A 26,818-nucleotide genomic window follows, 5' to 3' on the forward strand; every position below is an offset into this window, starting at 1 on the left:
TAACGAGGGACAACGGGGAGAATGCGATGCCGGACAATATCGAACTGATCGCAAGGCTGCTGTTTGCCGCGGTGCTGGGCGGCGCCATCGGCTTCGAGCGGGAGCGGTTTGCGTTTCCGGCCGGACTGCGCACACATATGCTGGTGTGCGTGGCGTCCTCGCTAGTGATGATCGTCTCGGCGTTCGGCTTCGAGGACACCCGCTCGATGCCGAACATCGCCCTCGATCCCTCACGTGTCGCCGCGCAGGTGGTGTCGGGAATCGGCTTTCTCGGCGCCGGTGCGATCCTGCTGCGCGGTGAGGTGGTGCGAGGGCTGACCACGGCGGCGAGTGTCTGGGCCGTCGCGGGCATCGGACTTGCGGCGGGTGGTGGACTGTACGTGCTAGCGCTGGCGGCAACGGTGATCATTCTGACGACACTCGCGTGGGTCAAGCCTGTCGCACGCCAGTTGCGTACGAAAGGGAAACTGCGCCGGGAGCTACGGCTTCAGGTCGATCGGGGGGCGATCACGCTGCCGGTGTTGTGCCGGGTGTTCGGTGACGACGGGCCGCGTATCCGACAGATCAGTGTAAGCGCCGACGACGAAAACGAACAGCAGGAACTGATCACAATTTCGCTGTCGCGCATGTCCACCGACGAATTTGCTGCCTATCGGAACATGCTCTGTGAGCTGATCGGCGTGCGCGAGGTCGAGGAGATCGAGGTGCACTGACGGGGGACTCCTCCCTCGCGGCTCAAGGGGGATGTGGTTGATGGGCTGGGGGCGGCCCGACGTGGATCCCGACAATTCTCGCGCGGACGGGTCGCTACTGGTGCCGCGTCGGGGACTTCAATGCGGTCAATACGACGAAACACGTGGCCTGCGCGCTGATGCAGGTTTTACGTTCGATTTTCGCCAAGGGGTTGTCGATGTCTGCGATTGAATCTGTTCTTCACGAACGCCGTGTTTTCCCGCCCTCCGCTGAAGCAGCGGCAGGTGCGACGATCTCCGGCATGGACGCGTACCGGGCGCTTGCCGCCGAAGCGGAGCGTGATTACGAAGGTTTCTGGGGGCGCCTCGCTCGCGAGACGCTAAGCTGGAACAAGCCCTTCAGCAAGGTGCTCGACGAATCGAAGGCGCCTTTCTACACATGGTTCGAAGACGGCCAGCTGAACGCGTCGTATAACAGCATCGACCGTCATGTCGAAGCGGGCAACGGCGAGCGCGTCGCGATCATTTTCGAAGCCGACGACGGCACTGTCACCAACGTCACTTATAACGATCTCCTGCAACGTGTATCGCGCTTTGCGAACGCGCTGAAAAAACGCGGCGTAAAGAAGGGCGATCGCGTCGTGATCTATATGCCGATGTCGATCGAAGGCATTGTCGCGATGCAGGCGTGCGCGCGCATTGGCGCCACGCATTCGGTGGTGTTCGGCGGCTTTTCGTCGAAGTCGCTCAACGAGCGGTTGGTGGATGTGGGCGCGGTCGCGCTCGTCACCTCCGACGAACAGATGCGCGGCGGCAAGGCCTTGCCGCTGAAGAACATCGCAGACGAAGCCATTGCCATGGGCGGCTGCGATGCGGTGAAGAGCGTGATCGTCTACAAGCGCACCGGCGGCAAGATCGCGTGGAACGAAAGCCGCGATCTGTGGATGCACGAACTCACGCAGTCCGAATCGGATCAATGCGCGCCTGAGTGGGTCGGCGCCGAGCATCCGCTTTTCATCCTCTATACGTCCGGTTCGACCGGCAAGCCGAAGGGCGTGCAGCACAGCACCGGCGGCTATCTGCTGTGGGCCGCGCAGACCATGAAGTGGACCTTCGACTGGAAGTCCACGGATGTGTTCTGGTGTACCGCCGACATCGGCTGGATCACCGGCCATAGCTACATCACGTATGGCCCGTTGACGCTCGGCGGCACCCAGGTGGTGTTCGAAGGCGTGCCGACCAATCCGAACGCAGGCCGCTTCTGGGAGATGATCGCCAAGCATAAGGTCACGTTGTTCTACACCGCGCCGACGGCGATCCGCTCGCTGATCAAATACGCCGAAGCGGACGAGAAAGTGCATCCGAAAAGCTACGATCTGTCGACGCTGCGCATCATCGGCACTGTCGGCGAGCCGATTAATCCGGAAGCGTGGGTCTGGTATCACGAGAATGTCGGCGGCGGCCGTTGCCCGATCGTCGATACGTGGTGGCAAACCGAAACCGGCGGCCACATGATCACGCCGCTGCCGGGCGCCACACCGCTGGTGCCGGGTTCGTGCACGCTGCCGCTGCCGGGCATCATGGCGGCGGTGGTCGATGAAACCGGCCAGGACGTGCCGAACGGGCAGGGCGGCATTCTGGTCGTGAAGCGCCCGTGGCCGGCGATGCTGCGCAATGTTTGGGGCGATCCGGAGCGCTACAAGAAGAGCTACTTCCCCGAAGAACTCGGCGGCACGCTGTACCTCGCCGGCGACGGCGCGGTGCGCGACAAGGAAACCGGCTACTTCACGATCATGGGCCGCATCGACGACGTGCTCAACGTGTCCGGCCATCGCCTCGGCACCATGGAGATCGAGTCGGCGCTGGTGTCGAACCCGATCGTGGCAGAAGCGGCTGTGGTTGGCCGTCCTGACGATACGACCGGCGAAGCCGTGTGCGCATTCGTGGTGCTCAAACGCGCGCGTCCTGAAGGCGAAGAAGCGGTGAAGCTCGCCAACGAACTGCGCAGCTGGGTCGCCAGGGAAATCGGTCCGATTGCCAAGCCGAAGGACATCCGCTTCGGCGAGAACCTGCCGAAGACGCGTTCGGGCAAGATCATGCGCCGCCTGTTGCGCTCGCTCGCGAAGGGCGAGGAAATCACTCAGGACGTGTCTACCCTGGAGAACCCGGCGATTCTCGATCAGCTCGGCCACGCAGTTTAAGGCTACGCTGAAGAAGCCGCCGCTTTCGCCGACGGCTTGCTGCTGAATTTCGGAATGCGAGATCAGCGACGCGATGGGTTCGATCTGCTGGCCCTGAAGGGCCTTATAAGCGGGTCTCTCGACCCACTTTGGTCGCTCATCCTGGCGCAAAATCATGCGTCAGATAGGTGGCCAAGCGGGTTCGCAGTTTCGTGAAATCGCGATCCGGATATCGATTTGCATTCGTCCCTGCCTCGGCTATCGCTTCGGCGATGCTCGCAACCAACCCTTGCGAAGGCGGATCGGGATGCATTGCAATGTTTCGCATGTATCCGACTGAAGGCGCAGTCGTGAATATAGTAGCTCTTTCATGAGGCAAAGCGCCGATCCAGCGTTACGCTGAATGTATGAACGAACCGTCGTTGCTCGGCCCGCGTCGAGCTCAGTCCGACCTGGAGCAGCGTTCGACCTGCCGCGATGGCAATCACCGCTTACGAGGTACAGCCGCCATTAGCTGCTCCCAGCCGCAGCAAAAAATTCGCTAACGCGCTTGCTTGCTACTTCCCACAGGGTCGCTGAGCCACGCGCGATTACGGCGCCGTACCGCTCCATAACTTGCCGCTGTGTGACACCGTTCTCGGTCCATGTTCCACCATTCGATAGTGTATTAATCAACAGTGGCTGCAATCGATCCAGTGTTTTTGCAAAGATCGCCTCGGGTGTCTCCGCTGCCTCAAACTCGCGCCAGAGTTCAAACATTTCACGCCCCTGGTGTTGGGGCAGTAGCCCAAAGATTCGCTCGGCGGCCTGTTGTTCAGCCTCTGAGATCAGTGCATCGTGCCCGCTGGTCGAATGTATCGGATGATCGCCGGCGTCGATCTCAACAATGTCGTGGACGAGCAGAAGTTTGACGACGTGCAGGGTGTCTACTACATCCTTTGCGTGCGCTGAGAGGACGAGCGCAAACATACTCAGGTGCCAGGAATGCTCCGCCGAGTTTTCTTTTCGGCTCTGATTGATCAGTGGAGATTGCCGCATAATCGACTTCAGTCTATCCAGTTCCACGAGAAAGGCAAGCTGTTGTGCGATCTGATCAGTGGGCAAACAAGTCATATATTGCGTTCCTTTTCGTCCGAGTACTGCCTCGGTCCCAAGCGAGAATCGGCGAGATTTCTGGCGAGCGATCACGACTAATTGCGAGCGATGATCAGCATCGCGGACGACACGTAGATTGGTACAGATGGGAAGAGCTTACCGATCTTCTTCGTTGTATGCTGCGATTCAGGCAACTGCTGATGCCTTCTCACGAGGACGACATCGCGGTGTAGATGCGGTATCGATTCGAACGTGCGGACTTGAGCCAGAAGCCCCTCCATATGCAAAGCCATCTTGAAGCATGAATCTTGACCTTGTCGCGCGCAGTTGTAAATTGATACGACCCGCAGATTGACTATCAGGCCATTAGCGCGAAGAAAAACGCGCCGCGCTGGATCAAGCAACTGAAGGTCATAGGCCAATGGCCCGATAACGCATCGACGTCTGCTACCACGTAGAGATCGCTACAACGAGGGGTCGGGCCTGGCGACATGGTTAAACTCGCGGCAATGCGAGCGGAAAACGCTTGCGCCCGCGCTACCCAGCTTTCACGGTAAGGAAGTGGCTTAGACGGAGGCGCAGGATATAGCTGCCGACTACTTGCCGGTTGGCCGGACCCCGGGCGACATCCACAACGGCAGTGACCGTCAAAAGCTTCGGTCGAATGGAAATCACCGCGGCCTGTCAGCAACGATTGCGCGCACGGTAGGCTCTTGACACCGTCGCCCACGAATACAATCTTCGAAACCTGGGTTAGAAAACAATCATCAAGGAAGCAAAATGCGGACAAGCGCGGCGCCTGGGAGGCACCGCGCCGATCGCCCGCCCGGAAGAGGGCGGCCTGCGGTCAGAGGCCGCTTACCGTCTTGACCGTCACCCACTGGCCGTTCTTCACCTGATAGACCGTGGACGAACCGTTCTTCAGCGAACCGTTCGCGTTGAACTCGATATGGCCGGTGATGCCGTCGAAGCTGATGCTTTGCAGCTTCGCGCGATAATCGTCGGGCTTTGTCGAATTGGCTGCCTGCATCGCCTTGATCGCGGTCCACGCCGCGTCATAGCCGAACGGCGCGTACGACAGAACCTCCTCGCCGAACTTCTGCTTGAAGCGTTCGGCGAACTTCGCGCCCACCGGCGTGCTGTCGAGCGGACGGCCGTATTCCCATGCCATTGCGCCTTCGGACACGCCGCCCGCGAGCTTGATGAAGTCGATGTCCTTCACGCCACCTCCGCCCACGTACTGCGCTTTAATGCCGAGCTGGTTCATCTGCTTCATGATGCCGGCCGCCTGCGGATTGAGGGCACCCACGAATATCAGATCGGGGCTCTTTCCCTTGATGTTCGTGAGCTGCGTCTTGAAGTCGGTCGCCTGGTTCGTCGTGTATTCGCGGTCGATGATGTCGCCGCCATGCGCTTTGACCGCTTTCACGAACTCGTCGGCTTCGCCTTGGCCGAACGCCGTGCGGTCGTCGATGACGGCGATGCGCTTGGCCTTCGTCGTCGTGACTGCATAGGTGCCCGCGGTGCCCGCGTTTTGCGCGTCGCTCGAAATTACCATGAAGATGTTCTTGAAGCCGCGGCCGCTGATGACCGGGTTCGTGGCGGCCGGATCGATGTCGGGCAGCCCCGCCTTTTCGTAGAGATCGGAAGCGGGGATGGTCGTGCCCGAGTTGAAGTGGCCGACGACAACCGACACGCCTTCGTCCACAAGTTTCTGCGCGACTTGCACGCCGACGCGCGGGTCAGCCTGATCGTCTTCGGCGACGAGTTGGAACGAGACGGGCTGGCCATTGATTTTGACGCCTTGCGCCTTGGCGTCATCGAGCGCCAATTTGACGCCGTTCTCCAGATCTTTGCCGTAACTGGCGTTAGGTCCGGTGAGCGGCGCGGCAAAACCGATCTTTACGACGGTATCTGCGCGACTGGCGAGTGGTGCAACAGCGAGAAGTGCTCCAGCTGCAACTGCGATAGGGGTGAAAGTCTTTGCAAAACGCATATTGTTTCCTTCGTCGGTGAGCATGAGTTCACTGCCATGGCGCGCATGCCGGCTTTGCGCCCCCGGTTCTCGCGCTCTGCGCGGTCGGAGCGGCGGCCGGTGCACGGCTCTTGTTTGTATCGACTGCGTGTGGAACTCCTCCTAATAGGCGTGGTATTGATCGAACCGCTCCGAATGAAAATTCCGCGGCGACCGCTGGGAGCCACAATAGCAGGCCAATATCGCTCCGTCTTGACGTTTGCCGGGGGTTCCTATGCGCATTACGGCACAGCGGGGTTAATCGAAGCAATCAGGACAAATACGCCCGTCTGTGCGCGTTTCAGAGAAGAGGGCGGAGCCGGCACAGCGAGTTGCTCATGTAGCCGATATCTACAGCGCGCACCTGCGCGGACGATCGCAGGTTAAAAGTTCGCAGCTGAATTCACGAGGTGGAACTTCGGGTGATCGGCCCGATGCCAGATGTCGCGGCGGACCGACATGAAATTTGGTTTCGCCGGTCAGCGCAACGAGGCCGCCTGCGCGATTACGCGGGAAGCGCTCGAAGCGCCGTGTCTGATTTGACGGGATAGTCGACTTCTGGGTATCAGCAAGTGCGGCGAAGGGCGGCAGCATTATGTGAATCAAGTCAGAGCGTTTCGTTGCAGGGATGGGCCTTGGGACAGGCCAGCGCCGCTGCCCTAAATCAGCATACTTTCCATAACGACGGACTTCCCATAGGATCGCTGTACTGACCTTGCCCCTGTTTCGCGAATCCCATAGCTGAGAGATTTATGCGGCTCGTCCCTGTTGAGTGGCGAACCAATTTTTCTCGAACGTCATGGGGCTGACGTAGTCGAGCGTCGAGTGTAGCCGGCGGGAATTATAAAAGCCAAGCCAGTCGACGATTTCATCCATTGCCGCACGCCGGGTCGCGAAGTGCCGGCCATGCAGGCGTGCAACTTTCAACGAACCCCACAGGCTTTCGGTCGGTACATTGACGCTCCTATGTCAAGAAACTGTCGTCGAATCGGCCAGATCAGCCAGGATGAGCGGGTACAGTTCCCGGACGATATAGCGCTTGAGGCAGCGGTGGATCTCCTTGTTCGACATGCCTTCCTTCGTCCGACGCTCCACGTAGACCCGGGTGCGTGGATCACTGCGCATCCGAACCATGGCAATGGTCCATAGGGCGTTGTTCGCGGACCGGTCCCCACCCCTGTTCAAGCGATGCCGGACCGTCTTGCCGGATGACGCCTGCAATGGACTAGTGCCGCAGAGCGCGGCAAGGGCAGCTTCGCTTTTCAGGCGTTCGGGATTGTCACCCGCCACAGCAACCAATACTGCAGCGGTCTGAGGGCCGACGCCGAATCGCTCACGAAGTCGCCTGGCATGCTGGCTGGTCAGGCTGTCAAGCATGTCGTCGAGTACTTTGAGCTCATCAGCCAACGTCAACCAGCGCTTCGCCAGCAACCGCAGTGTGGTCGTGAGCGTTTGCAACATCGGCGTTTTGCCCAACGAGCGGAGGCGCGCGCAATCTTTAACGCATTCCGCGGTTTTCACTTTCAGAAGGCGCTCGCGGATGTCCTGAGGTGCGCTTACGAGCAAAGCCCGCAACTGGTTGACAGCCTGTGTCTTGGCCTTGACTGCACTGCGTCTGGCAACGGAGACGGCACGCATCGCCTCTGCCGCACCGGACTGCTCCTTTGGAATAGCGGTAGCTCTTCCGGAGAGCACCGCACGTGCGGCATTTTCGGCATCGGTGGGATCGGACTTCCCTTTAGATCGGCGCATCGCGCGATCGGGGCGATTGACTTCAAGCACCTCAATCTCATGATCGCGAAGCACGCGGGCCAATCCCGCTCCGTACGTGCCAGTCCCTTCAACTCCGGCGCGCTGTAGCTCGCCGAACGAATTTGCCCACGTCAGCAACTCGAAATAGCCTGCCGTGTCGGTCGATACCGATAGCGTTCCGAGAAGCCTGCCTGTATGGCTGATCACCGCCCCAACATGCGTATCCAGATGCGTGTCAACACCCAGGATCACTTCGTTTTGTTCCATGCGTATATCCGTTGTAGTGGGCGCATCGCCAACCCCACTCGCAGGACAGGACACTCACGGTGCAGAACAAAGCTCCTATCAGGTCACAGACGGTGAGCCCGGCAACGCTCGGGGAACGCCGGAATCCGATCGACAGGTCAATGCAAAGGCAGCTTGGCCAATCCCAGCACGGGTCAGATCGGTCCGACGTTCAGAAGCGATCTTAGACTGAGTGTCCCAGCAGTCGCCGCGCCGACTCATCGACGAGCGCATGCCGTAGGCCTTCAGCGTGTCCTGGAACAGCCCGCTGCAATACTGGCTACCCCGGTCGCTATGTACGATGACGCCAGCCTCTGGACGGCGCCGGAACCATGCCATACGCAGCGCATCCGTGACCAGTTCCGCTTTCATGTGTGGCTGCATCGACCAGCCCACCACCTGCCTACTGAACAGGTCGATGATGACCGCCAGATAAACCCAGCCTTCAGCCGTCGCACAGTACGTGATGTCGCTCGTCCAGACCTGGTTCGGCGCCGTTGCTGTGAAGTTACGCTCCAACAAGTTCGGCGCCACCGGCAGGTTGTGATTCGAATTCGTCGTCGCGATGTACTTGCGCTTGTGTCGGGCACGGATGCCATGCTGCGCCATCAGCTTGCGAACACGCTCCTTGCCCACGCGCACGCCGCGCGCAACGAGCTCTTTCCACATGCGCGGCCAACCATATTCGCCCTTGACCTGCACGTGAATCGCCTTGATGTGCGCGAGCAGGGCATCGTTGCTGATACGGCATCTGTGCGGCTTGTCATCGCCGCTGCGCTGCTGACGTTGATGATACCCGCTGGGACTGATTTCCAGTGCTTCGCACAGCATTGAGACTGGCCAGCGGTGTCGATTCCGGTCAATGAACGCGCACTTCACATCAACTCCTTTGCGAAGTACGCCGCCGCTTTTTTTGTGATGTCGAGCTCCATCTTCAGGCGAGACACTTCCGCTCTCAACCGCGCCAGTTCCATCTGCTCGGGACTGACCGGCTTCGCTCCGGCTCCGACCAGTTTGCCTTCCCTGTCAGCCTTGACCCAGTTGTGAAGGGTCTGCTGCGCCACGCCCAGCGTCGCCGACACCGCAGCCAGACTCTGGCCGTTCTTCACCAGCCGGACTGCTTCCAGTTTGAATTCGAGCGTGTACTGCGCCCGCTTTGCCTTGACCGTCATCGTTTCTTCTCCTTGCTTGAGTTTACACACTCAGCAAGGGATTCGTTTTTCGGGGGCAAGGTCACATTGCCTCTTTCGGTGACGTCCATCCGATCCATATCACCAACTACGTTCAAGCCCAGAAGGATAGTGGCCATGTGAGGGGTACGCTAGCCAATAAATTCTGCGCACTGGAGATGCTCTACGCGTTTCGCGACCAGCATCCCGATGGGTTGCGATTCCACCCATGGCCCAATTCGTCCGCTGGCGAGATGGCGGGACGCGTTGGGCAGGCAAGGAAGGATAGTGAAAAGGACAGCAAGACGCCCTTGATTCCGGCTGCGGTGGCACAAGGCCTCTTCATTCATGCAGAAAACATTCTGAAGAACGCCCGCGGCATTTTAGACGAGCGGGATGCCGGCAGGCGCTCTGCGTGGCAGGATGCGGAGGTTACCGCTATCCGCAACGCGTGCTTCTACCTTCTCGGCGTGCTGACCGGTATGCGAAGTTCTGAATTGTCTGGTATTGAAGTTGGTGCCGGGCGTACCGAGAGGTGGCTCCGATAATTTGGACAGTTCGTTGAGTGGAAAAGCTGGGGCGTGAGTCGGTCATAATGGCCGGCGACAAGGAACCAGAAGATGACGAAACGAAACCGACGGACCCACTCACCGGCGTTCAAGGCAAAGGTGGCACTCGCGGCGCTCAAGGGCGACAAGACGCTGGCGGAGCTGGCCCAGCAATTTGATGTCCATCCGAACCAGATCACGGACTGGAAGAAGCAGCTGCAGGAGCGGGTTGCCGATGTGTTCGAAGCGGGCAACGCGGCGCCGGCTGCACCGCCAGTCGACGTGAAGGTGCTGCACGCGAAGATCGGGCAGTTGACGTTGGAGAATGATTTTTTAGAAAGCGCGCTCAGCAAGGCGGGACTGCTGGGCGTAAGGCGATGATCGATCGTGATCACGCTCTGCCGGTGACACAGCAGGCCCGGCTGGTAGGCCTCAGCCGATCGAGTGTCTATTACCAATCGCGTGGGGTCAGCGAAGCGGATCTGAAATTGATGCGCCGGATTGACGAGCTTCACCTCGAGCATCCATTTGCAGGGGCGCGAATGCTGGCACGGCTGCTGCGTCGCGAAGGCACCAAGGTCGGGCGCAGACACGTCAGCACCTTGATGAAGCGCATGGGCGTCGAGGCGTTGTATCGCAAGCCAAACACGAGCCGCAAGCATGCAGCCCACAGGATCTGGCCGTACCTGCTGCGCAACCGCAAGATCGACCGGGCCAATCAGGTCTGGGCGCTCGACACGAGCTATATCCCGATGGCGCGCGGCTTCGTCTATCTGACGGCCGTCGTGGACTGGGCGAGCCGTCGGGTGCTGGCACACCGGGTGGCGATCACGCTGGAGAGCTGCCATGCTGTCGAGGCGCTGGAGGAAGCGTTTGCGAAATACGGCCTGCCTGAGATCGTCAACACAGATCAAGGCAGCCAGTTCACCGCAACCGAATTCACCGACGCGGTGCTCAGCCGGAAGGTTCTTCTGTCCATGGATGGAAAGGGTGCCTGGCGTGACAACGTGTTCGTCGAACGGGTGTGGCGCAGCGTCAAATATGAAGAGGTCTATTTGAAAGCGTACGACTCGGTCAGCCACGCGCGCCGCTCAATCGGCAATTACCTGAGCTGGTATAACCAGCATCGGCCTCATTCCAGGCTGGCCGATCAGACACCGGATGAAGCATACTTCGCCACGCTGCCAGCGATAAAATCGGCAGCTTGATTGCCCCAGCAATTCCACTTAAAAACTCGCAGATCCTGTCCGAACGAACGAGGCCACCTCTTAGCTCGCTGCCTCGTGGCAGGGGCGCACGCTCCATAGATCAGGAGCTTTCCATTAATCTTCGTCCCGAAACTGTCGTGCGAAACACGCAAAAATGGGTGTTGACGAGTTTACTTCGTTTTTGGTGACGAATTTACTTCGCTCTACGGCTGGGATCGCCGACTCGGCGGGATGTACAACCGTCAACAAGATGTGCGGCTCGGGCATGAAGGCCACGATGTTCGCGCATGACCTTCTTTTAGCCGGAACCAACCGCGTGATGGTGGCGGGTGGCATGGAAAGCATGTCTAACGCTCCCTATCTTCTGGACAAGGCGCGCAGCGGCTATCGCATGGGCCACGGCAAGCTCTCCGATCACATGTTTCTGGACGGACTGGAAGATGCGTATGACCGGGGGCGCCTGATGGGCACGTTCGCAGAGGACACCGCCCAGAGCTATGGCTTCACTCGCGAGGCGCAAGATGCTTTCGCTGTGACCTCGCTTACCAGAGCGCTGAAGGCCTGTACTGATGGCACCTTCGCTGGGGAGATTGCACCTGTGACCCTCAAGGGGCGAAAGGGCGATTCGATCGTTGCGGTGGACGAACAACCCAGCAAGGCGCAGCCGGAGAAAATACCAACGTTCAAACCGGCCTTCCGGGAGGGCGGCACAGTGACTGCTGCCAATTCATCCTCTATTTCCGATGGTGCCGCAGCGCTGGTGATGATGCGTCGTTCCGAGGCAGAGAAGCGCGGTCTCACTCCCGTTGCCACTGTTGTTGGACATAACACTTTCGCCCAGTTACCGTCGCTATTTACGACCGCTCCGGTGGGGGCAATCAAGGGCTTGCTGGAAAAGGTCAACTGGGATGCGGCTCAAGTAGACCTATGGGAAATCAATGAGGCGTTTGCCGTGGTCGCGATGATGGCAATGCGTGAGCTTCGGTTGTCCCACGACAAGGTCAATGTGCATGGGGGCGCATGTGCGCTCGGCCACCCTATCGGCGCATCCGGCGCACGGATTATCGTCACCCTTTTGGCCGCGCTAAAGAAGTATGGTCAGAAAAGGGGAATCGCGTCCCTGTGCGTTGGCGGAGGCGAAGCCACTGCGATTGCTTTTGAACTCGTGTTATTGCGGGCACGGACGGCTACTGGGAGAATCGCGCGTTAGCGTCATGAAGGTTGGCGTGTTGCGTTCAAGCTTTCCGAGTGACGGTGGCTTGAGCGTTGAGTATCTATCGACCGTTGAATGGCGGCTTTGGGCTTGGCAGCGGACCTCCTTTGTCGGATAGCGAAGGACAGCTTGGGTATGCTACTGCCTCATGCATTGGGGCTTATGCGCTTCGATCGCTCCTCAAGCGAAGTGAACGATATGAACGACCCCCACCCATCGCTACATGCCGCGTCAGCGGTACATCGGTGGCCGCCGATCGCTACCGAACAGAAATCGGTGATCATATTGGCCTACTCAGCTGGAGGATCCATCATGACGCGTACGATCGTGGGTGTGGACATCGCAAAAAACGTAGTGCAGGTGCACTGGGTCGATCCAGAAACCGGCGAGATCGTGAACAGGCCTGTCAAACGGGCGGCGCTTCTCGAATATTTCGCCAATGGCCGTCCTTGTCTTATCGGTATGGAGTCTTGTAGCGGATCCCAACACTGAGCGCGGCGATTGATCGAGATGGGCCACTAGGTGAAGTCGATGCCAGCGAAATTCGTCAAGGCATTCAACATCCGCAACAAGAACGATGCGGCCGGTGCACGAGCAATCTGGATAGCCACGCAGATGGACAGCAAGGGAGATAACGTCAAGAGTGGTGTATGAGCAGTTTGATGGCCATCGATTTCAAGCGGCGAGTTTCTGCTGAGCCGGTCGATCGCCTTGCACCGGTTCGCCGTCCTCGAAGGCGATGCCCTCAAGCAACAGCTTGATCTTTTCTGGGCCGTTAATGCGGCGCCAAGTCTTCTCAGCTTCGTCGATCAGCTTGAATGCCAAGCCAAGGAAGGTCGGGCGCGACACGCAATTGCGCGTACGTGTTGTGCGGTGTCGCACCGTCGCGAAGGTCGACTCGATCGCGTTAGTCGTGCGCAAATGCTGCCAGTGCTCGGATGGAAAGTCATAGAACGCCAACAAGTTCTCTCGATCCTTTTTCAGCGTCTCGGCGGCCTTCGGATATTTCGCTGCATAGATCGACACGAAACGATCGAACGCGGCATGTGCCTCGGCGCGCGTGGCGGCCATCCAGATCGCCTGCATATCCGCCTTCGCGCGCCCCTGTTGCGACTTCGGCAGCGCATTGAGCACGTTGCCCATCTTGTGAAACCAGCAGCGCTGGCCACGCGTCGCCGGAAACACTTCTTCCAGGGCCGCCCAGAAGCCCATTGCGCCGTCGCCAACAGCCAGCAATGGCCCCGCCTGCAAGCCACGCGCTTTCAGGTCCAGCAGCAGCTCCAGCCACGACGCCTTCGTCTCACGGTAGCCGTCGCCGATCGCCACGCGCTCTTTGCTCCCATCCGGCCTCACGCCGATGATCACCAGCAGGCATTGACCGTCCGAATTCTCGCTGCGCAGCCCGGTGTGAATGCCGTCGACCCACCAGTACACATAGCGCGATTTCGACAAGTCTCGCTTGCTCCAGGCCACTTGTTCTTCGGTCCATTGCGCCTTTAGCCGGCTCACCACATTCGCCGACAAACCCTTGGCATCCTCGCCCAACAGCACGCTCAATGCTTCGCTCATGTCGCCCGTCGAGATGCCCTTCAGATACAGCCACGGCAACGCGGCGCTCACGCGGGGCGACTTCCTCACGTACGGCGGCACGATCGACGAATTGAACTTCACGCCTGATCCCGATCGATCGCGCACCTTCGGCACTTTCACCGGAATCGGCCCGGCCGCCGTCAATATCTCGCGTTCCGGCAAGTAGCCGTTGCGCACCACGGCGCGTTGCCCCTGCATGGTCTTGACGTTCGCGAACCGCTCCATTAGCTCTGCCAGCTCCGCTTCAATCGCTTGTTGAATCACCTGCCGTGCTCCTTGGCGGACCAACTCGTCCAGGCCGAGACCGGCACCCGATAGACCGATGACTTCTTTTTCCGTAAACTTGCTCATGGTGGATGGTTTGTTGTTTGCTGGTTTCCGACTTCGACAATCAGATTCTCAGCTGAAACCTCCACCGCCTTCAACCTTCCGCCTCAACTCCCCCGTACACCACTTCCGACTTTAGCTCACAGCAAGGAAGTTCGACACGTTGCGTGAGCAATGGAAAGGTCTGGATAAGCTGCATCGGCAGATCTGCCAGATAGAGCGGCGGTTACAGGAGTGGATGAAGAACGATCAGGCTGCCAAAGCAATAGCAGTGATTCCGGGCGTGGGCCTGCTTACCGCGACAGCGGCAGTGGCAACGATGGGGCACGCCAAAGCCTTAAAAACCGGCCGCGAGTTTGCTGCGTGGCTCGGTCTCGTGCCGGGGCAGACGGGTTCCGGCGCCAAGATAGAGCTACAGGGAATCAGTAAACGAGGTGATACCTATCTCAGGACTTTGCTCGCTTACGGCGTGCGGAGCATCATCTATCGTGTGAAAGAGCCAGGTCCATCGGTGACGCAGATGAAACAGCGGCGTCCGTTGAACGTCCTCATCGTCGCGATGGCCAACAAGCTTGCCCGAATAATCCGGGCAATGCTGGCACATCAACGGCCCTACCGGAAAGACTACGAAAGCGTTAAACGGGCTTGATTTCTCTGGTCTATCGGAAGGTTGTGCTGAAGGGATGGACCGTCAAAAGTTGCGGTGGCATTCGAGTGTGATGGCACCCATTAGCGAGCCGGTGTCAAGTGAGCAAACAATACCCACGACTGCGCAAGCAGCCGATTTGGAATTTCAATATCCGACCGCAGTAGCTGAGCGCGCCAGCGAAGCATCGGCATGCCGCTGGATTTGACGACTGCGGCGCACTGGTCGCGCTGTCGGCGCAAGGTGGCTATCTGAAAGCGAAACTGAATCTCAGAAAGTGACACAGGCGAACTGAGAAAAACTGTCTTAGTCAAGCATTCGGGGCCCGGTGTCGCGGACGCGACAGAACGCGGTTGAAATCACGCTATCTACCCGATGCATTCGCGCGAAGGCGCTCACGCAGACCGGCGAAATCGGATCTCTCACGCCGGACTGAGCTGCGTCAACGAAGAAGCGATTCTTCAGTTTGCGTCGCCCGCGCAGAGATCTCTATACGTCTGTGGCGCTTCTAGTTCGTTTGAACTATTCATCAAACCCTGCAAGTTCACTCCTTCGGTCCACGACAGGCAGCCCTGCTCGACCCTAAAGTCGATGCAGTTCCAGTCCGATCAGGCACGGAGCGCGGCAGCGACCTATTCGATGCGCCCTGAGCCAGCTCAACGGACGGAGGTTTTCACACTGCCCTTCGTTAGCGGCTTCGGCGGGTCTTCAAGTGTGAACCGCCTGAAGCCGTGCCGAGAGTGCCAATCCGTCGCGCAGACCATTCTCGAAGGTAGAGGCGCCTGGCTCGACGGGTCCCGCGGATTTCGCTCTGCTCGGGCAGCAGTGGCGCCGGGAGGTCGGCATCGACAGATTGAAAGTTTGCGTCGTTGCAACGGCACAAGCTGCGCGCGGGCGATGTGCTTGTGGTCATGCTGTACGAACGTCACTCATCACAGACGATCAGATTTCGACAAAGAGGACAGGCAGATGGATTTACGCTTTACCGAAGAGGAGCAGGCTTTCCGGGAAGAAGTCAGGGCCTTCGTGCAAGCCAGTCTTCCGGTCGATATTCGCGGCAAGGTGCTCAGCCACCAGCGCATCGAGAAGGACGACTACGTGCGCTGGCATCGTATCCTGCACGCTCACGGTTGGGGCGCGCCGACCTGGCCGAAGGAGTTCGGTGGTACTGGCTGGAATGCGATGCAGCGGCTCATCTTCGACATCGAGACGGGACGCGCGGGCGCGCCGCGCTTGCTGCCGTTCGGTCTCACGATGATCGGGCCGGTGCTGATGAAATACGCGAGCCCGGAACTTCAGGCACGCTTTTTGCCGCGTATCCCGGCCGTCGACGACTTCTGGTGCCAGGGTTATTCGGAGCCCGGTTCAGGCTCGGATCTCGCTTCGCTCAAAACGCGCGCGGTGAGAAAGGGGGATCGCTACATCGTGAATGGCCAGAAGACCTGGACCACGATGGCGCATCACGCTGACTGGATCTTCTGCCTCGTGCGCACCGACGGAGAATCGCGGCCGCAGGAAGGCATTTCGATGCTGCTGATCGACATGAAGTCGGCTGGCGTGACGGTGCGTCCCATCGTGACGCTCGACGGTGGCCACGATGTCAATGAAACGTGGTTCGAAGACGTCGAGGTTCCCGTAGCGAATCTGGTCGGCGAGGAGAATCGCGGCTGGACCTACGCGAAGTATCTGCTCGGACATGAGCGTACGGGCATCGCCGGCATCGGCCACTGCTATCGCGAGTTGCGTCTGTTGAAGCATCACGCCGCGCAAGCGTCCGATGGTGCAGGCGGCACGATGATCGATAACGTGCGCATGCGCGACAAGATCGCACGCGTCGAAATGGACCTGATGGCGCTGGAGATGCTGTTGTTGCGCGTGGCCACTGCCGGCGCTGGAAAGGGGCCAGGGCCGGAGGCCTCGATTGTGAAGATCCGCGGCTCGGAACTCCAGCAGGATCTCGCCATGCTGCAGCAGGAGGTCGCGGGACCGCACGGCTGGCCCTTCTCGCCGCAATGGCTTGAGCCTGGCGCCGAGCAGCCGGTCAGCGGACCGGCGTGGGCTGCGCCTTCGGCGTCCACCTATTTCGACATGCGTAAGACGTCGATCTACGGCGGAGCAACCGAAGTGCAGAAAAACATCATCTCCAAGATGATCCTCGGCTTCTAGGAAACAACCATGGACTTCACTTACAGCGAAGAGCAGCAGATGCTCGCGGACAGTCTGCGCCGTTTTGTCGACACAGAATACACTTTTGAAAAGCGGCGCAGGAGCGCACGCGAAGGCGCGAGCTTCGATCCGAAAGTCTGGAAGATGCTCGCGGAGATGGGTGTCATCGGGCTCACGGTGCCGGACAACTATGGCGGCTTTGGCGAAGGTTCCGCCACCCGTCTCGTCGTGCAGCGCGAACTAGGCCGAGCACTCGTGCACGAGCCGGTCATTCCGGGCGGTGTCATCGCGACGGAAGTGTTGAATGCGTTTGGCAGTCCGGCGCAGAAAGATACGTGGCTTCCGGCCATCGCAAGCGGCGAACGCATCATGACCACGGCCTGGCTCGAACCCGGCTCGCGCTACCGACCGGAAAGCGTGTGCACGGTCGCAGCGCAGACGCAGGATGGCTATGTCCTGAATGGCATCAAATCGCTGGCGTGGCACGGCGAAGTGGTCGATGCGATTCTGCTCACCGCGAAGCTCGATGGCGGCGACAATATTGGACTCTTTATCGTGCCGCGCGAGGCACCTGGGCTGACGGTGACGGGCTACCCGACCATCGATGGTCAACGCGCTGCGGACCTGAAGCTGGAAGGCGTCGTGATCGGCAAAGAAGCGATCGTCGGCCTGCCGGGTCAAGGGCTCACCGCGCTCGAGCATGGTCTCGATCACGGCATTGCAGCCATGTGCGCCGAGGCGGCAGGGGCGATGGAAAAATTGATCGAGATCACCGCAGAGTATTTGCGTACCCGTCGCCAGTTCGGCCAGCCGTTGGGCGCTTTTCAGGCGCTGCAGCACCGCATGGCCGCCATGCTCGTGCAGAAGGAACTGGCGCTGTCGATGGCCTATGTCGCAGCCCAGGCGCTCGACGAAACAGATCCGGCACAGCGTCGTCGTATGGTGTCGGCTGCCAAGGTCGCGGTCGCGAAAGCGGGGCGCTTTGTCGGGCAACAGGCGGTGCAACTGCATGGCGGCATGGGCGTGACGGACGAACTGGAGGTCGGCGACTACCTGAAGCGCCTGACGATGTTCGACCCGTTACTTGGAGATAGCGACTACCACGTCGCGCGTTATTGCGAAGTCATGCAAGGCTGACCATGTCGATGATCGAGGTGTCCGTCGAGAGCGGCGTCGCTACGCTTGTGCTCGCGAATCCCGGGCGCAAGAACGCAATCAATCCCGCCTTGATGCGCGAACTGGAAGTCGTGCTCGAAGCGCTGCGTCGCGATGAGTCTGTCAAGGCGCTTGTGCTGACGGGCGCGGGCGATGATTTTAGCGCCGGGGGCGATATCTCATCCTCGCCGGGCGGAACCGACGCTGTCACGATCCGCGCACGCCTGCTCGACTACCATCGCGTGTTGAAAACGCTGGTCGATTTCGATCGTCCGGTCATCGCGGTGGTCGACGGCGTGGCCTATGGCGCCGGTTTTGGTCTGGCGTTGCTCGCGGACTTCGTCGTGGCGTCCGACCGCGCGCGCTTCTGTTTCGCTTTCTCCCGGATTGGTCTCGTACCCGATTTCGGCGTGGCCTACACACTGCCGCGAATGATCGGCATCCAGCGAGCGCGGGCACTGATTTATTCCGCCCGCCAGATCTCCGCCTCAGAAGCGCTCGCGCTCGGGATCGTGCTGGAGGTGCATCCGCCTGCGACGCTCGCCTCGCGCGCACGCGAACTGGCTTTGGCCACGGCTTCGCTATCCCCCGAGGGATTCGCGCTGACGAAGCGTCTATTGGCGCAAACCTGGGAGCTGGATTTCGCATCGCTACTGGATGCCGAAGCGAACGCCCAGGCCCTAGCGACGACCTCGCCCTATGTGGCCGACGCAGTCGGTCGTTTCATGCGCAAGGAAGCGCCGGTATTCCAGTGGCCGGAGTAGCCATCTGACAGGACCACGGGCCGGCGTGATCGGCGACACACCCGCTTTCCGCGCGGCCCCAATAAAACTGAGGAGTTCAACCCATGGCTCGGATACCTAAACCCATCATCCGTTCCGACATTGCATACAGCAGGCCGGATCGTATCGTCGTACGCGGCAAGGATCTGCCCAACGAGATTCTGGGACATATGAATCTCGGCGATTTTGCGTATCTGCAATTGACGGGGAAAACCGCGACGCGCGAGCAGTCGGCGATGTTCAACGCCATTCTCATTACACTCGTCGAGCACGGCATGACGCCAAGCGCGATTGCCGCGCGCATGACGTATGCGGGCGCGCCGGAGTCGCTACAGGCCGCCGTCGCCGCAGGGCTTTGCGGGCTCGGCTCCGTGTTCGTCGGCAGCATGGAAGGGGCGGCGCGTATGCTGTCCGAGGCGTTGCCGAAAGGGGGCGACGGTGCCGACCTCGAAAAGATTGCGCGTGATACCGTAGCCGCGTATCGGGCGCGTGGGGCCACCGTGCCGGGCCTCGGCCATCCGCTGCACAAGCCGGTGGATCCGCGCACGCCGCGTCTGTTCGAACTTGCCGCGCAAAATGGCATGGCGGGAGACTACGTGCGGTTGATGAAGCTGATCGGTGAAGAAGCCGAGCGCGTGTCCGGCAAGTCGCTGCCGATCAACGCGACGGGCGCGGCTGGCGCGATCTGTTGTGAGTTCGGGTTTCCCTGGACCATCGTGCGCGGCTTCGGTGTCATGGCGCGAGCGATCGGCCTCGTCGGGCATCTGATGGAAGAAACGCAAAAGCCGATGGCGGTTGAAATCTGGCAGCGTATCGAGGACGAGGCGTCTGCCCATCTGCACGGCGATGCGTGAGCGGATGTCTCGGGCAGTAGTACCTGGAATCGGGGTGAACCCGGCTCTGCGTCCGGCGTTGTGAAATGCGCGAGCCGCTACGTGCGGCGCGCGTCTGGAATCATTCGAATACGCAACTGGAGCACCCTCCGTGAGTGATCTCGCGTTGAATCTCGATGACTGGGCCGGCCGCGTCGAGATGGCCGAAGACGAACTCTCGGCGTTTCCCCGTCTGGCGATGGCGTCGACACTCGATGTCGAAGACGCCATTGCGGGCGCCGCGCTGCCGCCCCTTTGGCACTGGCTGTACTTTCTGCCGGTGACGCCGCTTTCACAGGTCGGTGTCGACGGGCATCCGCGGCGCGGCGGCTTTCTGCCGCCCGCGCCTTTGCCGCGTCGCATGTGGGCAGGCGGACGGTTGAGCTTTCATGCTCCGCTCGTCATCGGCGAGCGCGCGAGCCGAACCTCGACGATCGTGCGCATTGAACAGAAGGCGGGCCGCAGCGGACAACTTGTATTCGTCACTGTGCGACACCGAATCGAAGCAAACGGCGAGCTGAAGATCGAAGAAGAGCAGGACATCGTCTATCGTGACGCGCCGCAAGCGGGGGCGCCTGTCAAGGCACCCGAGGCAGCGCCGACAGACGAACTGTGGCAGCGCACGATCACCGCCGACCCGGTGCTGCTGTTTCGCTATTCGGCGCTGACCTTCAACGGCCACCGGATTCATTACGATGCCCCCTATGCGACGCGTGAAGAGGGCTACCCGGACCTCGTCGTACACGGTCCGCTGATCGCCACGATGCTGGCCGGTCTCGTCCGCGAGGAACGGCCGGACGCGGGGCTTCGCAGCTTCTCGTTCGCGGCAGTGCATCCCACTTTTGCGGGCAATCCTTTCACGCTATGCGGCAAGCCTTCCGATGATGGCAAGCAGGTGGACCTCTGGGCGCGCGACCACCATGGCCATCTAACGATGCGTGCGGCCGCGACGCTCGACTGAACTTCACATCCTCTTTTTCACGCCCATGCAGACTATTCAGCAAGATTTTTATCAGGACATCCGCGAAGCCGTTCGCGATCTGTGCCAGCAATTTTCCGGCGAATACTTCCGCGAGATCGATGAAGCACGCGGCTATCCTGAAGCGTTTGTCGACGCCCTCACGAAAGCCGGCTGGCTGGCTGCGCTGATACCGCTGGATTTAGGCGGCTCGGGGTTGGGGCTCACGGAGGCGTCGGTCATCATGGAAGAAATCAATCGCGCCGGCGGCAACTCGGGCGCGTGTCACGGCCAGATGTACAACATGGGCACGCTGTTGCGCCATGGCTCCGAGGAACAGAAGCGCAAGTACTTGCCTAAAATCGCGTGCGGCGACTTGCGTCTGCAATCGATGGGCGTGACGGAGCCGACCACCGGCACCGACACCACGAAGATCAAGACGACTGCCGAGCGGCGAGGTGACCGCTATGTCATCAATGGCCAGAAGGTGTGGATCTCGCGCGTCCAGCATTCCGACCTGATGATTCTGCTCGCCCGCACGACGCCGCTCGCGGATGTGAAAAAGAAGTCCGAAGGCATGTCGATTTTCATCGTCGATCTGCGAGAAGCGATTGGCAACGGCATGACCGTGCAGCCGATCCGGAACATGGTCAATCACGAGACTAATGAGCTGTTCTTCGACAACCTTGAAATCCCGGCCGAAAATCTTATTGGCGAGGAAGGGCAGGGCTTCAAATACATTCTCGACGGTTTGAATGCGGAGCGCACGCTGATCGCCGCGGAGTGTATCGGCGACGGTTACTGGTTCGTCGATAAGGTCACGGAATATGCAAAAGAGCGTGTCGTGTTCGGTCGTCCGATCGGCCAGAATCAGGGCGTGCAGTTTCCGATCGCGCGTTCGTTCATCAACGTGGAGGCGGCGAGCCTGATGCGGTTCGAAGCGGCACGCCGCTTCGACGCGCATGAGCCGTGCGGCGCGCAGGCCAACATGGCGAAGCTGCTGGCAGCGGACGCCTCGTGGGAAGCCGCCAACGCCTGCCTGCAATTTCACGGCGGCTTTGGCTTTGCTTGCGAATACGACGTGGAGCGCAAGTTCCGCGAGACACGTCTTTACCAGGTGGCGCCCATTTCGACTAACCTGATCCTATCGTACGTGGCAGAACATATTCTCGGCTTGCCGCGTTCATTCTGATGCCGGAGACAACCATGCGACCACTCGACGGCATCAAGGTCATCACGCTCGAACACGCCATCGCGGCACCGTTCTGTACTCGCCAGCTCGCCGATCTCGGTGCCCGTGTCATCAAGATCGAACGGCCCGGAAGCGGCGATTTCGCTCGCGCCTATGATGAGCGGGTGCATGGTCTTTCGTCGCACTTCGTCTGGGTGAACCGCTCGAAAGAAAGCCTGTCGCTGGACGTCAAGGCGCCCGAGGCAGCAGCGATTCTGAACGCGTTGCTGGCCGACGCGGACGTGCTCGTGCAGAATCTCGCGCCGGGTTCCGCCGACCGCCTGGGTCTCGGCTACGACACACTGCGCGAGAAATATCCGCGTCTGATCGTTTGCGATATTTCGGGCTATGGTGCGGATGGCCCTCATCGTGACCGGAAAGCCTACGATCTGCTGATCCAGAGCGAATCCGGCTTTCTGTCGATCACGGGTTCGCCCGGCGAGCCGGCCAAGGCGGGCTGTTCTATCGCCGACATCGCTGCGGGCATGTACGCCTATACCAGCATCCTGAGCGCGTTGCTCATGCGCGGACGAACGGGAGTTGGCTCCCATATCGACGTATCGATGCTCGAAAGCATGATCGAGTGGATGAGTTACCCGCTCTATTACGCGATCGACGGCCAGAGCCCACCGGCGCTCTCAGGCGCCTCTCACGCGACCATCTATCCGTACGGACCCTTCCCGGCAGGCGACGGCAAGATGGTCATGCTGGGTCTGCAGAACGAGCGTGAATGGAAGCTTTTCTGCGAGCGCGTCATGGTGCAACCCGCGCTTGTTATCGACGCGCGTTTTGACAGCAACACAAACCGTGTGGCGGCGCGCGATGCGTTGCGAGAGCTGATCGTCGCTGCCTTTGCAAAGCTGGACGCTGCGCAAGTGATGGCGCGACTCGATGCGGCGGGAATTGCGAACGCACAAATGAATTCGCTCGCGGATGTGTGGGCGCATCCGCAACTCGTGGCTCGGGATCGCTGGCGCACAGTGAAGACCGCGGCCGGCACCGTGCCCGCGTTGCTTCCGCCTGGCTTGCCGGACGGTGTGAGGCCGCGTATGGACCCGGTACCGGCGCTAGGCGAACATACCGACACGATCCTGAGTGAGATCGGCTACGACGCGGCGCAGATCGCTGCGCTTCGCGCTGCAAACTCGATCTGACGCGTCCTGATGCTATTTTTCCCTAAGATCGCCGTATGAACGCCTCTGCCCCTCGATCGTATCTTTTCGTACCGGGGAGCCGTCCCGAACGCTTTGAAAAGGCCCGCGCGGCCGGTGCCGACGCGGTCATTTTCGACCTCGAAGACGCGGTTCAAGCTGACGAAAAACTGCCGGCACGCGACGCGGTTTTTGCGCAGCTAGACGCGAACCGTCCGGCATGGGTGCGGTTCAATGCGTTCGATACACCGTGGTTTGCCGATGAGGTCGCCGCGTTCGCTTCGCATCCCGGCACGGCCGGCGTCGTGTTGCCGAAGTGTGAGACGCGCGAAGCGATCGACGCGGTGCTCGCGCACGCCCAGCCGCTCCTGGCCATCATGCCGCTCGTGGAAACGGCACGCGGCATTGCGAACCTGGATGCGCTGTGCAGCGCGCCGCGCGTCCAACGCATTGTGTTCGGCACACTCGATTTCCAGCTCGACCTCGGTATCGAGTGCGAACGGGAAGCTCTGGACATGTTTCGCTCGCGGATCGTGCTGGCCTCCCGGCTTGCCGGGATCGATGCGCCGGTCGACGGCGTGTCGACCACGTTAGACGACGCGCAAGCCATCGAGGCGCACGCCCGCCGTGGGCGCAGCTTCGGCTTCGGCGGAAAATTGTGTATTCATCCGAAGCAGCTCGACGCCATCCATCGCGCGTACGCCTGGACTGATGCCGAGCGCGATTGGGCCAGCCGCGTGCTGCGGGCGGCGGAGCAAAGTGGTGGCGCGGCCGTGGCGGTCGACGGACGAATGGTCGATATGCCGGTGATTCTGAAGGCCCGACGGATCATGGGTACGGCCTGACTGCCGCTACTGGATCAACCCGCGCGTGCGTCCAATCGCTACCGCCTGCGTACGGTTTTGCGCGCCTAGCTTTGCGTTGATCTTGCGCAGATGAGACTTCACGGTCAGCTCTGAAATAAACAGCTTTTCCGCGATGATGCGGTTGCGATGCCCCGACGACAGCATCCGTAGCACGTCCAGTTCACGCGTGGTCAACGCATCGGCGGCGTTGTACGTGCCATCTTCGACAATGGCCTGGGTTTCGGGCGGCTGCGGCTGGAACGCAGCGAGCAGGCGTTCGACGAAACCCGGCATGATGCCGAGCGCACCAGAGCGCCCTTGATGATGCGCGGCCCAGCGGCGAATCAGTTCGCCGGCGGCGCCACCCTCGTCGACGAAAGTACGCAAGAACCCCTCGTGGCTCGCCGTGCGCAACGCTTCGGTCAGGATGGCGAACGACTGCTGTTCGTCGCCCATGCCTGCCAGCGCCATGGCTTGCAGCAGCCGAAGCTTCAGCACGCGCTGATAGCGCTGCCTGGCAAGCGCCTGTTCCACTGCCTCATGCAGTTCACCCGCAGCTTTCTCATAGTGCCCCTGTGCGATGTCGAGCCGGCAACCCGTGAGCGCGGGATAGTCCATATCGTTCGCGTGAAACGAGACATCGGGGCTGTCCCACCCGCGGTGCATGGCGGCGCTGCGTAATGCCTGTCCGGCGACGTCATAGCGCCCTTCAAGTGTTGCGACGCGCGCACGTTCAAGCCACGCCGAGCACATCAGCCGGGCCGATGCGACGGTACGGCCCAACAGTTCCAGATCGGTGAGCAATTGCATCGCGCGCTCGTTCTCGCCGCGCGTATAAGCGATGCGCGAAGCGATCAGATGCGAGGAGATCAGCGCATCGGGCGGACTGTTGCCTCTGGCATAAGGCAGCGCGCCCAGCAGCAATCGGTTTGCTTCATCCACCGCGTTGGTTTCGTACAGCACGGAAGCCCTGGAAATGTCGATGCTGGTCTTGCCGCCGGACATGCCGCCATAAAGGTCGTTCCAGTTGCGCGACGATGCCGTTTCGAGCCGTGCGAGCGCGGTGCCCAGGCGTCCCTGTACCAGGTCGATCATGGATTCGAGCGACTCCGTGACAGCCCGCATCAGAATGAACGGATGATCGTGCGTGCGCAGCAGGGCTCGCGACATTACCGCTCGCGCTTCGTCATAACGGTGCATGCTCACGAGGCTATAGACCAGTGAGTTGGCAAGACTGCAGTACGGAAAGATGGCGTCCGGCGGCAGCCGGTCGATCACCGGCAGACCGGCTGCGATGCAGTCGTCCACCTGATCGTTGAGGGCGAGCAGCACGGAGCGAATTGCGTCCGCCTCGATCGTCAGATTTTCATGCTCGGCGTTGCTTTCGTTTTCCGCCAGGATGCGCTGGACCGTTTGCGTTGCGTCGGCGTAGCGGCGGTTGAGCAACAGCATCCAGGCGTAGGTGATCCCAATGCGCGGACGGGTGGCCAGCACCTCGGCCGGAATCCGGTCGAGCCAGCGCACCATCAGCCTGATGCGGCCAGCGCCCAGCACCGCACCCGCATGCTGGGCAATCTGCGTGAGCGCCTCGTCGAAGAGCCGCGCTTCCACGAGATGGTCGATAGCGGGTACAGGGCGGCCTGCTTCGACATACCAGTGCGCTGCCGCGGCCTGCAACTGCCGCTCGCGGGCCGGGTCGGCAACGTGCAGTCGGTGTCGCAGGAAACTGTTGAAGAGCCGATAATAGCGATACCAGTTGCGCTCGCCGTCCAGCGCGACCAGAAACAGATTCGAGCGCTCCAGATAGTCAAGCATCTCGCGGCCGTCGTCACGACCGGTGATGGCATTGCACAGCGGCGCGGACAACTGGGTCAGGACACTCGTGTCGAGCAGGAACGTGCGACACGATTCGCTTTGCCGCGCGAGGATGTCTTCGGCCAGATACTCGGCCAGTTCGAGGTTGGTCCCTGAAAACGAGGCCACAAAAGCGGCGTGATCCGAACGCGTGCGCAGCGACAGCGTCGCCAGATAGATCGCGGTGGCCCAGCCTTCCGTGCAGCGGTGCAGCGTGGCAATTTCCTTCTCGCCCAACGGCAGCGCACATTTATTGCGAATGAACGCGGTGGCCTCGTCGAGTGTGAAGCGTAGCGCCGCCGGATGGATATCCACCAGTTCGCCGCGTGCGCGAATGCGTCCGAGACCGAGTTCGGGCGTAGCGCGCGATGCGATCACGAGCAGCCCGCCGGGCGGCAGCGTCGCGATCAGGCGTTGTACGAAGTTGAGCACCGCGGTGCTCTGGATCGCCTCGAAGTCGTCGAGCAGGATCGAAAACGGTTCAGTGCAGCAGGCCACACGTTCGAGCACACGGTCGGGGAGGCGCTCGTCGACCCGAGGGGCCGCCGTGCCGCCGCGGCGCGGATAGCTCGACGCAGGCAGGGCTTCGACGCCGGCTTCAAGATGGGTCAGGAAGCGCAGCAGATCGTTGTCGGCGGCGTCGACGCGCATCCAGACGACGCTTTGCTGCACATCCCGGCATCGCGCCGCGTACTGCTGCATCAGCGTGGTTTTGCCGAAGCCTGCCGCCGCGCGCACCAGCACAAGGCGCGCATTGCGGGCGCCCAGTATGGTTTCGACGAGTTGCGGCCGGGCGAGATGGGTCGGGCTGTCCGCTGGCGGCATCAGCTTCGAGGCCAGAACGCCTGGCAGGGTGCTGTCGTTGCCGAAGTAGTCGTCGGCGCCAACGTTATTCATCAACGGAAGTCTCCAGTCTGCGTTGCCTCTCCGGGACGGCTATCGCGATTGTTTCACACCGGGCAGACGCCGTCGTAGTTCTTTCGAACGATTTCCCCCGCCTGCAATTTCCTTCCTTTGGCGCACGACAGCGCTGGACGCGCGCCCTAAAGTCAGTCCCAGTGGCGCTCTCGCCGCCGTAGCGCGGC

At 60.7% G+C, this 26,818-nt stretch carries 17 protein-coding genes and 5 pseudogenes; 15 read left to right on the top strand and 7 right to left on the bottom strand.

The annotated features are described in order from the left end of the window. Positions 1-26 precede the first annotated feature (26 nt). Positions 27-713, top strand: a complete 687-nt coding sequence (locus KHO31_RS30900; RefSeq protein ID WP_211624884.1) for an MgtC/SapB family protein — start codon at positions 27-29, stop codon at positions 711-713. A gap of 197 nt (positions 714-910) precedes the next feature. After that, positions 911-2,893: an acetate--CoA ligase gene (gene acs, locus KHO31_RS30905; protein WP_211624886.1), complete on the top strand. Its 1,983-nt coding sequence runs from the start codon at positions 911-913 to the stop codon at positions 2,891-2,893. A gap of 489 nt (positions 2,894-3,382) precedes the next feature. Here the strand turns inward: acs and KHO31_RS30910 are convergent, their stop codons facing one another. The 5 genes and pseudogenes from KHO31_RS30910 to KHO31_RS30930 all read right to left on the bottom strand — a co-directional run. Beyond that, on the bottom strand, positions 3,383-3,985 hold the full coding sequence (locus tag KHO31_RS30910; protein WP_211624888.1) for an HD domain-containing protein: 603 nt from the start codon (positions 3,983-3,985) through the stop codon (positions 3,383-3,385). Positions 3,986-4,814: 829 nt separating this feature from the next. Beyond that, positions 4,815-5,963 (bottom strand): branched-chain amino acid ABC transporter substrate-binding protein, encoded by a 1,149-nt coding sequence (locus tag KHO31_RS30915; protein ID WP_211624890.1) that lies wholly within the window; start codon positions 5,961-5,963, stop codon positions 4,815-4,817. A gap of 768 nt (positions 5,964-6,731) precedes the next feature. Beyond that, positions 6,732-6,938 (bottom strand): annotated as a pseudogene (locus KHO31_RS30920) (IS3 family transposase); the annotation flags it as partial. Positions 6,939-6,950: 12 nt separating this feature from the next. Further along, positions 6,951-8,000 (bottom strand): IS110 family RNA-guided transposase, encoded by a 1,050-nt coding sequence (locus tag KHO31_RS30925; RefSeq protein WP_211624892.1) that lies wholly within the window; start codon positions 7,998-8,000, stop codon positions 6,951-6,953. 213 nt (positions 8,001-8,213) lie between these two features. Beyond that, positions 8,214-9,190: pseudogene (locus KHO31_RS30930) on the bottom strand (IS3 family transposase); the annotation flags it as partial. Positions 9,191-9,366: 176 nt separating this feature from the next. On the opposite strand from KHO31_RS30930, the gene KHO31_RS30935 reads away from it, so the two are divergent. The 4 genes and pseudogenes from KHO31_RS30935 to KHO31_RS30950 all read left to right on the top strand — a co-directional run. Then, positions 9,367-9,735: a hypothetical protein gene (locus KHO31_RS30935; protein ID WP_211624894.1), complete on the top strand. Its 369-nt coding sequence runs from the start codon at positions 9,367-9,369 to the stop codon at positions 9,733-9,735. A gap of 72 nt (positions 9,736-9,807) precedes the next feature. Then, positions 9,808-10,943 (top strand): IS3 family transposase gene (locus tag KHO31_RS30940; protein ID WP_407945971.1). Its coding sequence is split into 2 segments (ribosomal slippage): positions 9,808-10,072 and positions 10,072-10,943, totalling 1,137 coding nucleotides; the frame shifts between segments, so codons are not numbered across the junction. Positions 10,944-11,139: 196 nt separating this feature from the next. After that, positions 11,140-12,153, top strand: a pseudogene (locus KHO31_RS30945) (acetyl-CoA C-acyltransferase); the annotation flags it as partial. Positions 12,154-12,468: 315 nt separating this feature from the next. Then, positions 12,469-12,801: pseudogene (locus KHO31_RS30950) on the top strand (IS110 family transposase); the annotation flags it as partial. Between the two features lie 30 nt (positions 12,802-12,831). Here KHO31_RS30950 and KHO31_RS30955 read toward each other — a convergent pair. Then, the gene (locus tag KHO31_RS30955) at positions 12,832-14,097 is read right to left on the bottom strand and encodes an IS256 family transposase (protein ID WP_211624898.1); all 1,266 of its coding nucleotides are present in this window, start codon (positions 14,095-14,097) and stop codon (positions 12,832-12,834) included. 115 nt (positions 14,098-14,212) lie between these two features. Here KHO31_RS30955 and KHO31_RS30960 point away from each other — a divergent pair. From KHO31_RS30960 to KHO31_RS31000, 9 genes and pseudogenes are all read left to right on the top strand, one after another. Continuing rightward, positions 14,213-14,722 (top strand): annotated as a pseudogene (locus tag KHO31_RS30960) (transposase); the annotation flags it as partial. A 966-nt stretch (positions 14,723-15,688) separates the two neighbouring features. After that, positions 15,689-16,885 (top strand): acyl-CoA dehydrogenase family protein, encoded by a 1,197-nt coding sequence (locus KHO31_RS30965; protein WP_211624900.1) that lies wholly within the window; start codon positions 15,689-15,691, stop codon positions 16,883-16,885. A 9-nt stretch (positions 16,886-16,894) separates the two neighbouring features. Further along, a complete protein-coding gene (locus KHO31_RS30970) occupies positions 16,895-18,022 on the top strand; it encodes an acyl-CoA dehydrogenase family protein (RefSeq protein WP_211624903.1) in 1,128 nt (375 codons plus the stop codon). A gap of 2 nt (positions 18,023-18,024) precedes the next feature. Continuing rightward, a complete protein-coding gene (locus tag KHO31_RS30975; protein ID WP_211624905.1) occupies positions 18,025-18,804 on the top strand; it encodes an enoyl-CoA hydratase/isomerase family protein in 780 nt (259 codons plus the stop codon). An 83-nt stretch (positions 18,805-18,887) separates the two neighbouring features. After that, positions 18,888-19,676 (top strand): citryl-CoA lyase, encoded by a 789-nt coding sequence (locus KHO31_RS30980; RefSeq protein ID WP_211624907.1) that lies wholly within the window; start codon positions 18,888-18,890, stop codon positions 19,674-19,676. A 130-nt stretch (positions 19,677-19,806) separates the two neighbouring features. Then, a complete protein-coding gene (locus KHO31_RS30985; protein ID WP_407945972.1) occupies positions 19,807-20,655 on the top strand; it encodes an FAS1-like dehydratase domain-containing protein in 849 nt (282 codons plus the stop codon). Between the two features lie 25 nt (positions 20,656-20,680). After that, positions 20,681-21,844, top strand: a complete 1,164-nt coding sequence (locus KHO31_RS30990; RefSeq protein WP_211624909.1) for an acyl-CoA dehydrogenase family protein — start codon at positions 20,681-20,683, stop codon at positions 21,842-21,844. Positions 21,845-21,858: 14 nt separating this feature from the next. Continuing rightward, positions 21,859-23,037, top strand: coding sequence for a CaiB/BaiF CoA transferase family protein (locus KHO31_RS30995; RefSeq protein WP_211624912.1), 1,179 nt, complete (start codon positions 21,859-21,861; stop codon positions 23,035-23,037). A gap of 35 nt (positions 23,038-23,072) precedes the next feature. Then, positions 23,073-23,879 carry an HpcH/HpaI aldolase/citrate lyase family protein gene (locus tag KHO31_RS31000; RefSeq protein ID WP_211624913.1) on the top strand — a complete coding sequence of 269 codons (807 nt, stop codon included), beginning with the start codon at positions 23,073-23,075 and terminating at the stop codon, positions 23,877-23,879. 6 nt (positions 23,880-23,885) lie between these two features. Here the strand turns inward: KHO31_RS31000 and KHO31_RS31005 are convergent, their stop codons facing one another. Beyond that, entirely contained in the window at positions 23,886-26,630 is a 2,745-nt protein-coding gene (locus KHO31_RS31005) for a LuxR C-terminal-related transcriptional regulator (protein WP_211624915.1), read from the bottom strand. Positions 26,631-26,818 lie beyond the last annotated feature (188 nt).

It is taken from the genome of Paraburkholderia domus (genome assembly GCF_905220705.1).
Taxonomy (GTDB): Bacteria; Pseudomonadota; Gammaproteobacteria; order Burkholderiales; family Burkholderiaceae; genus Paraburkholderia; species Paraburkholderia domus.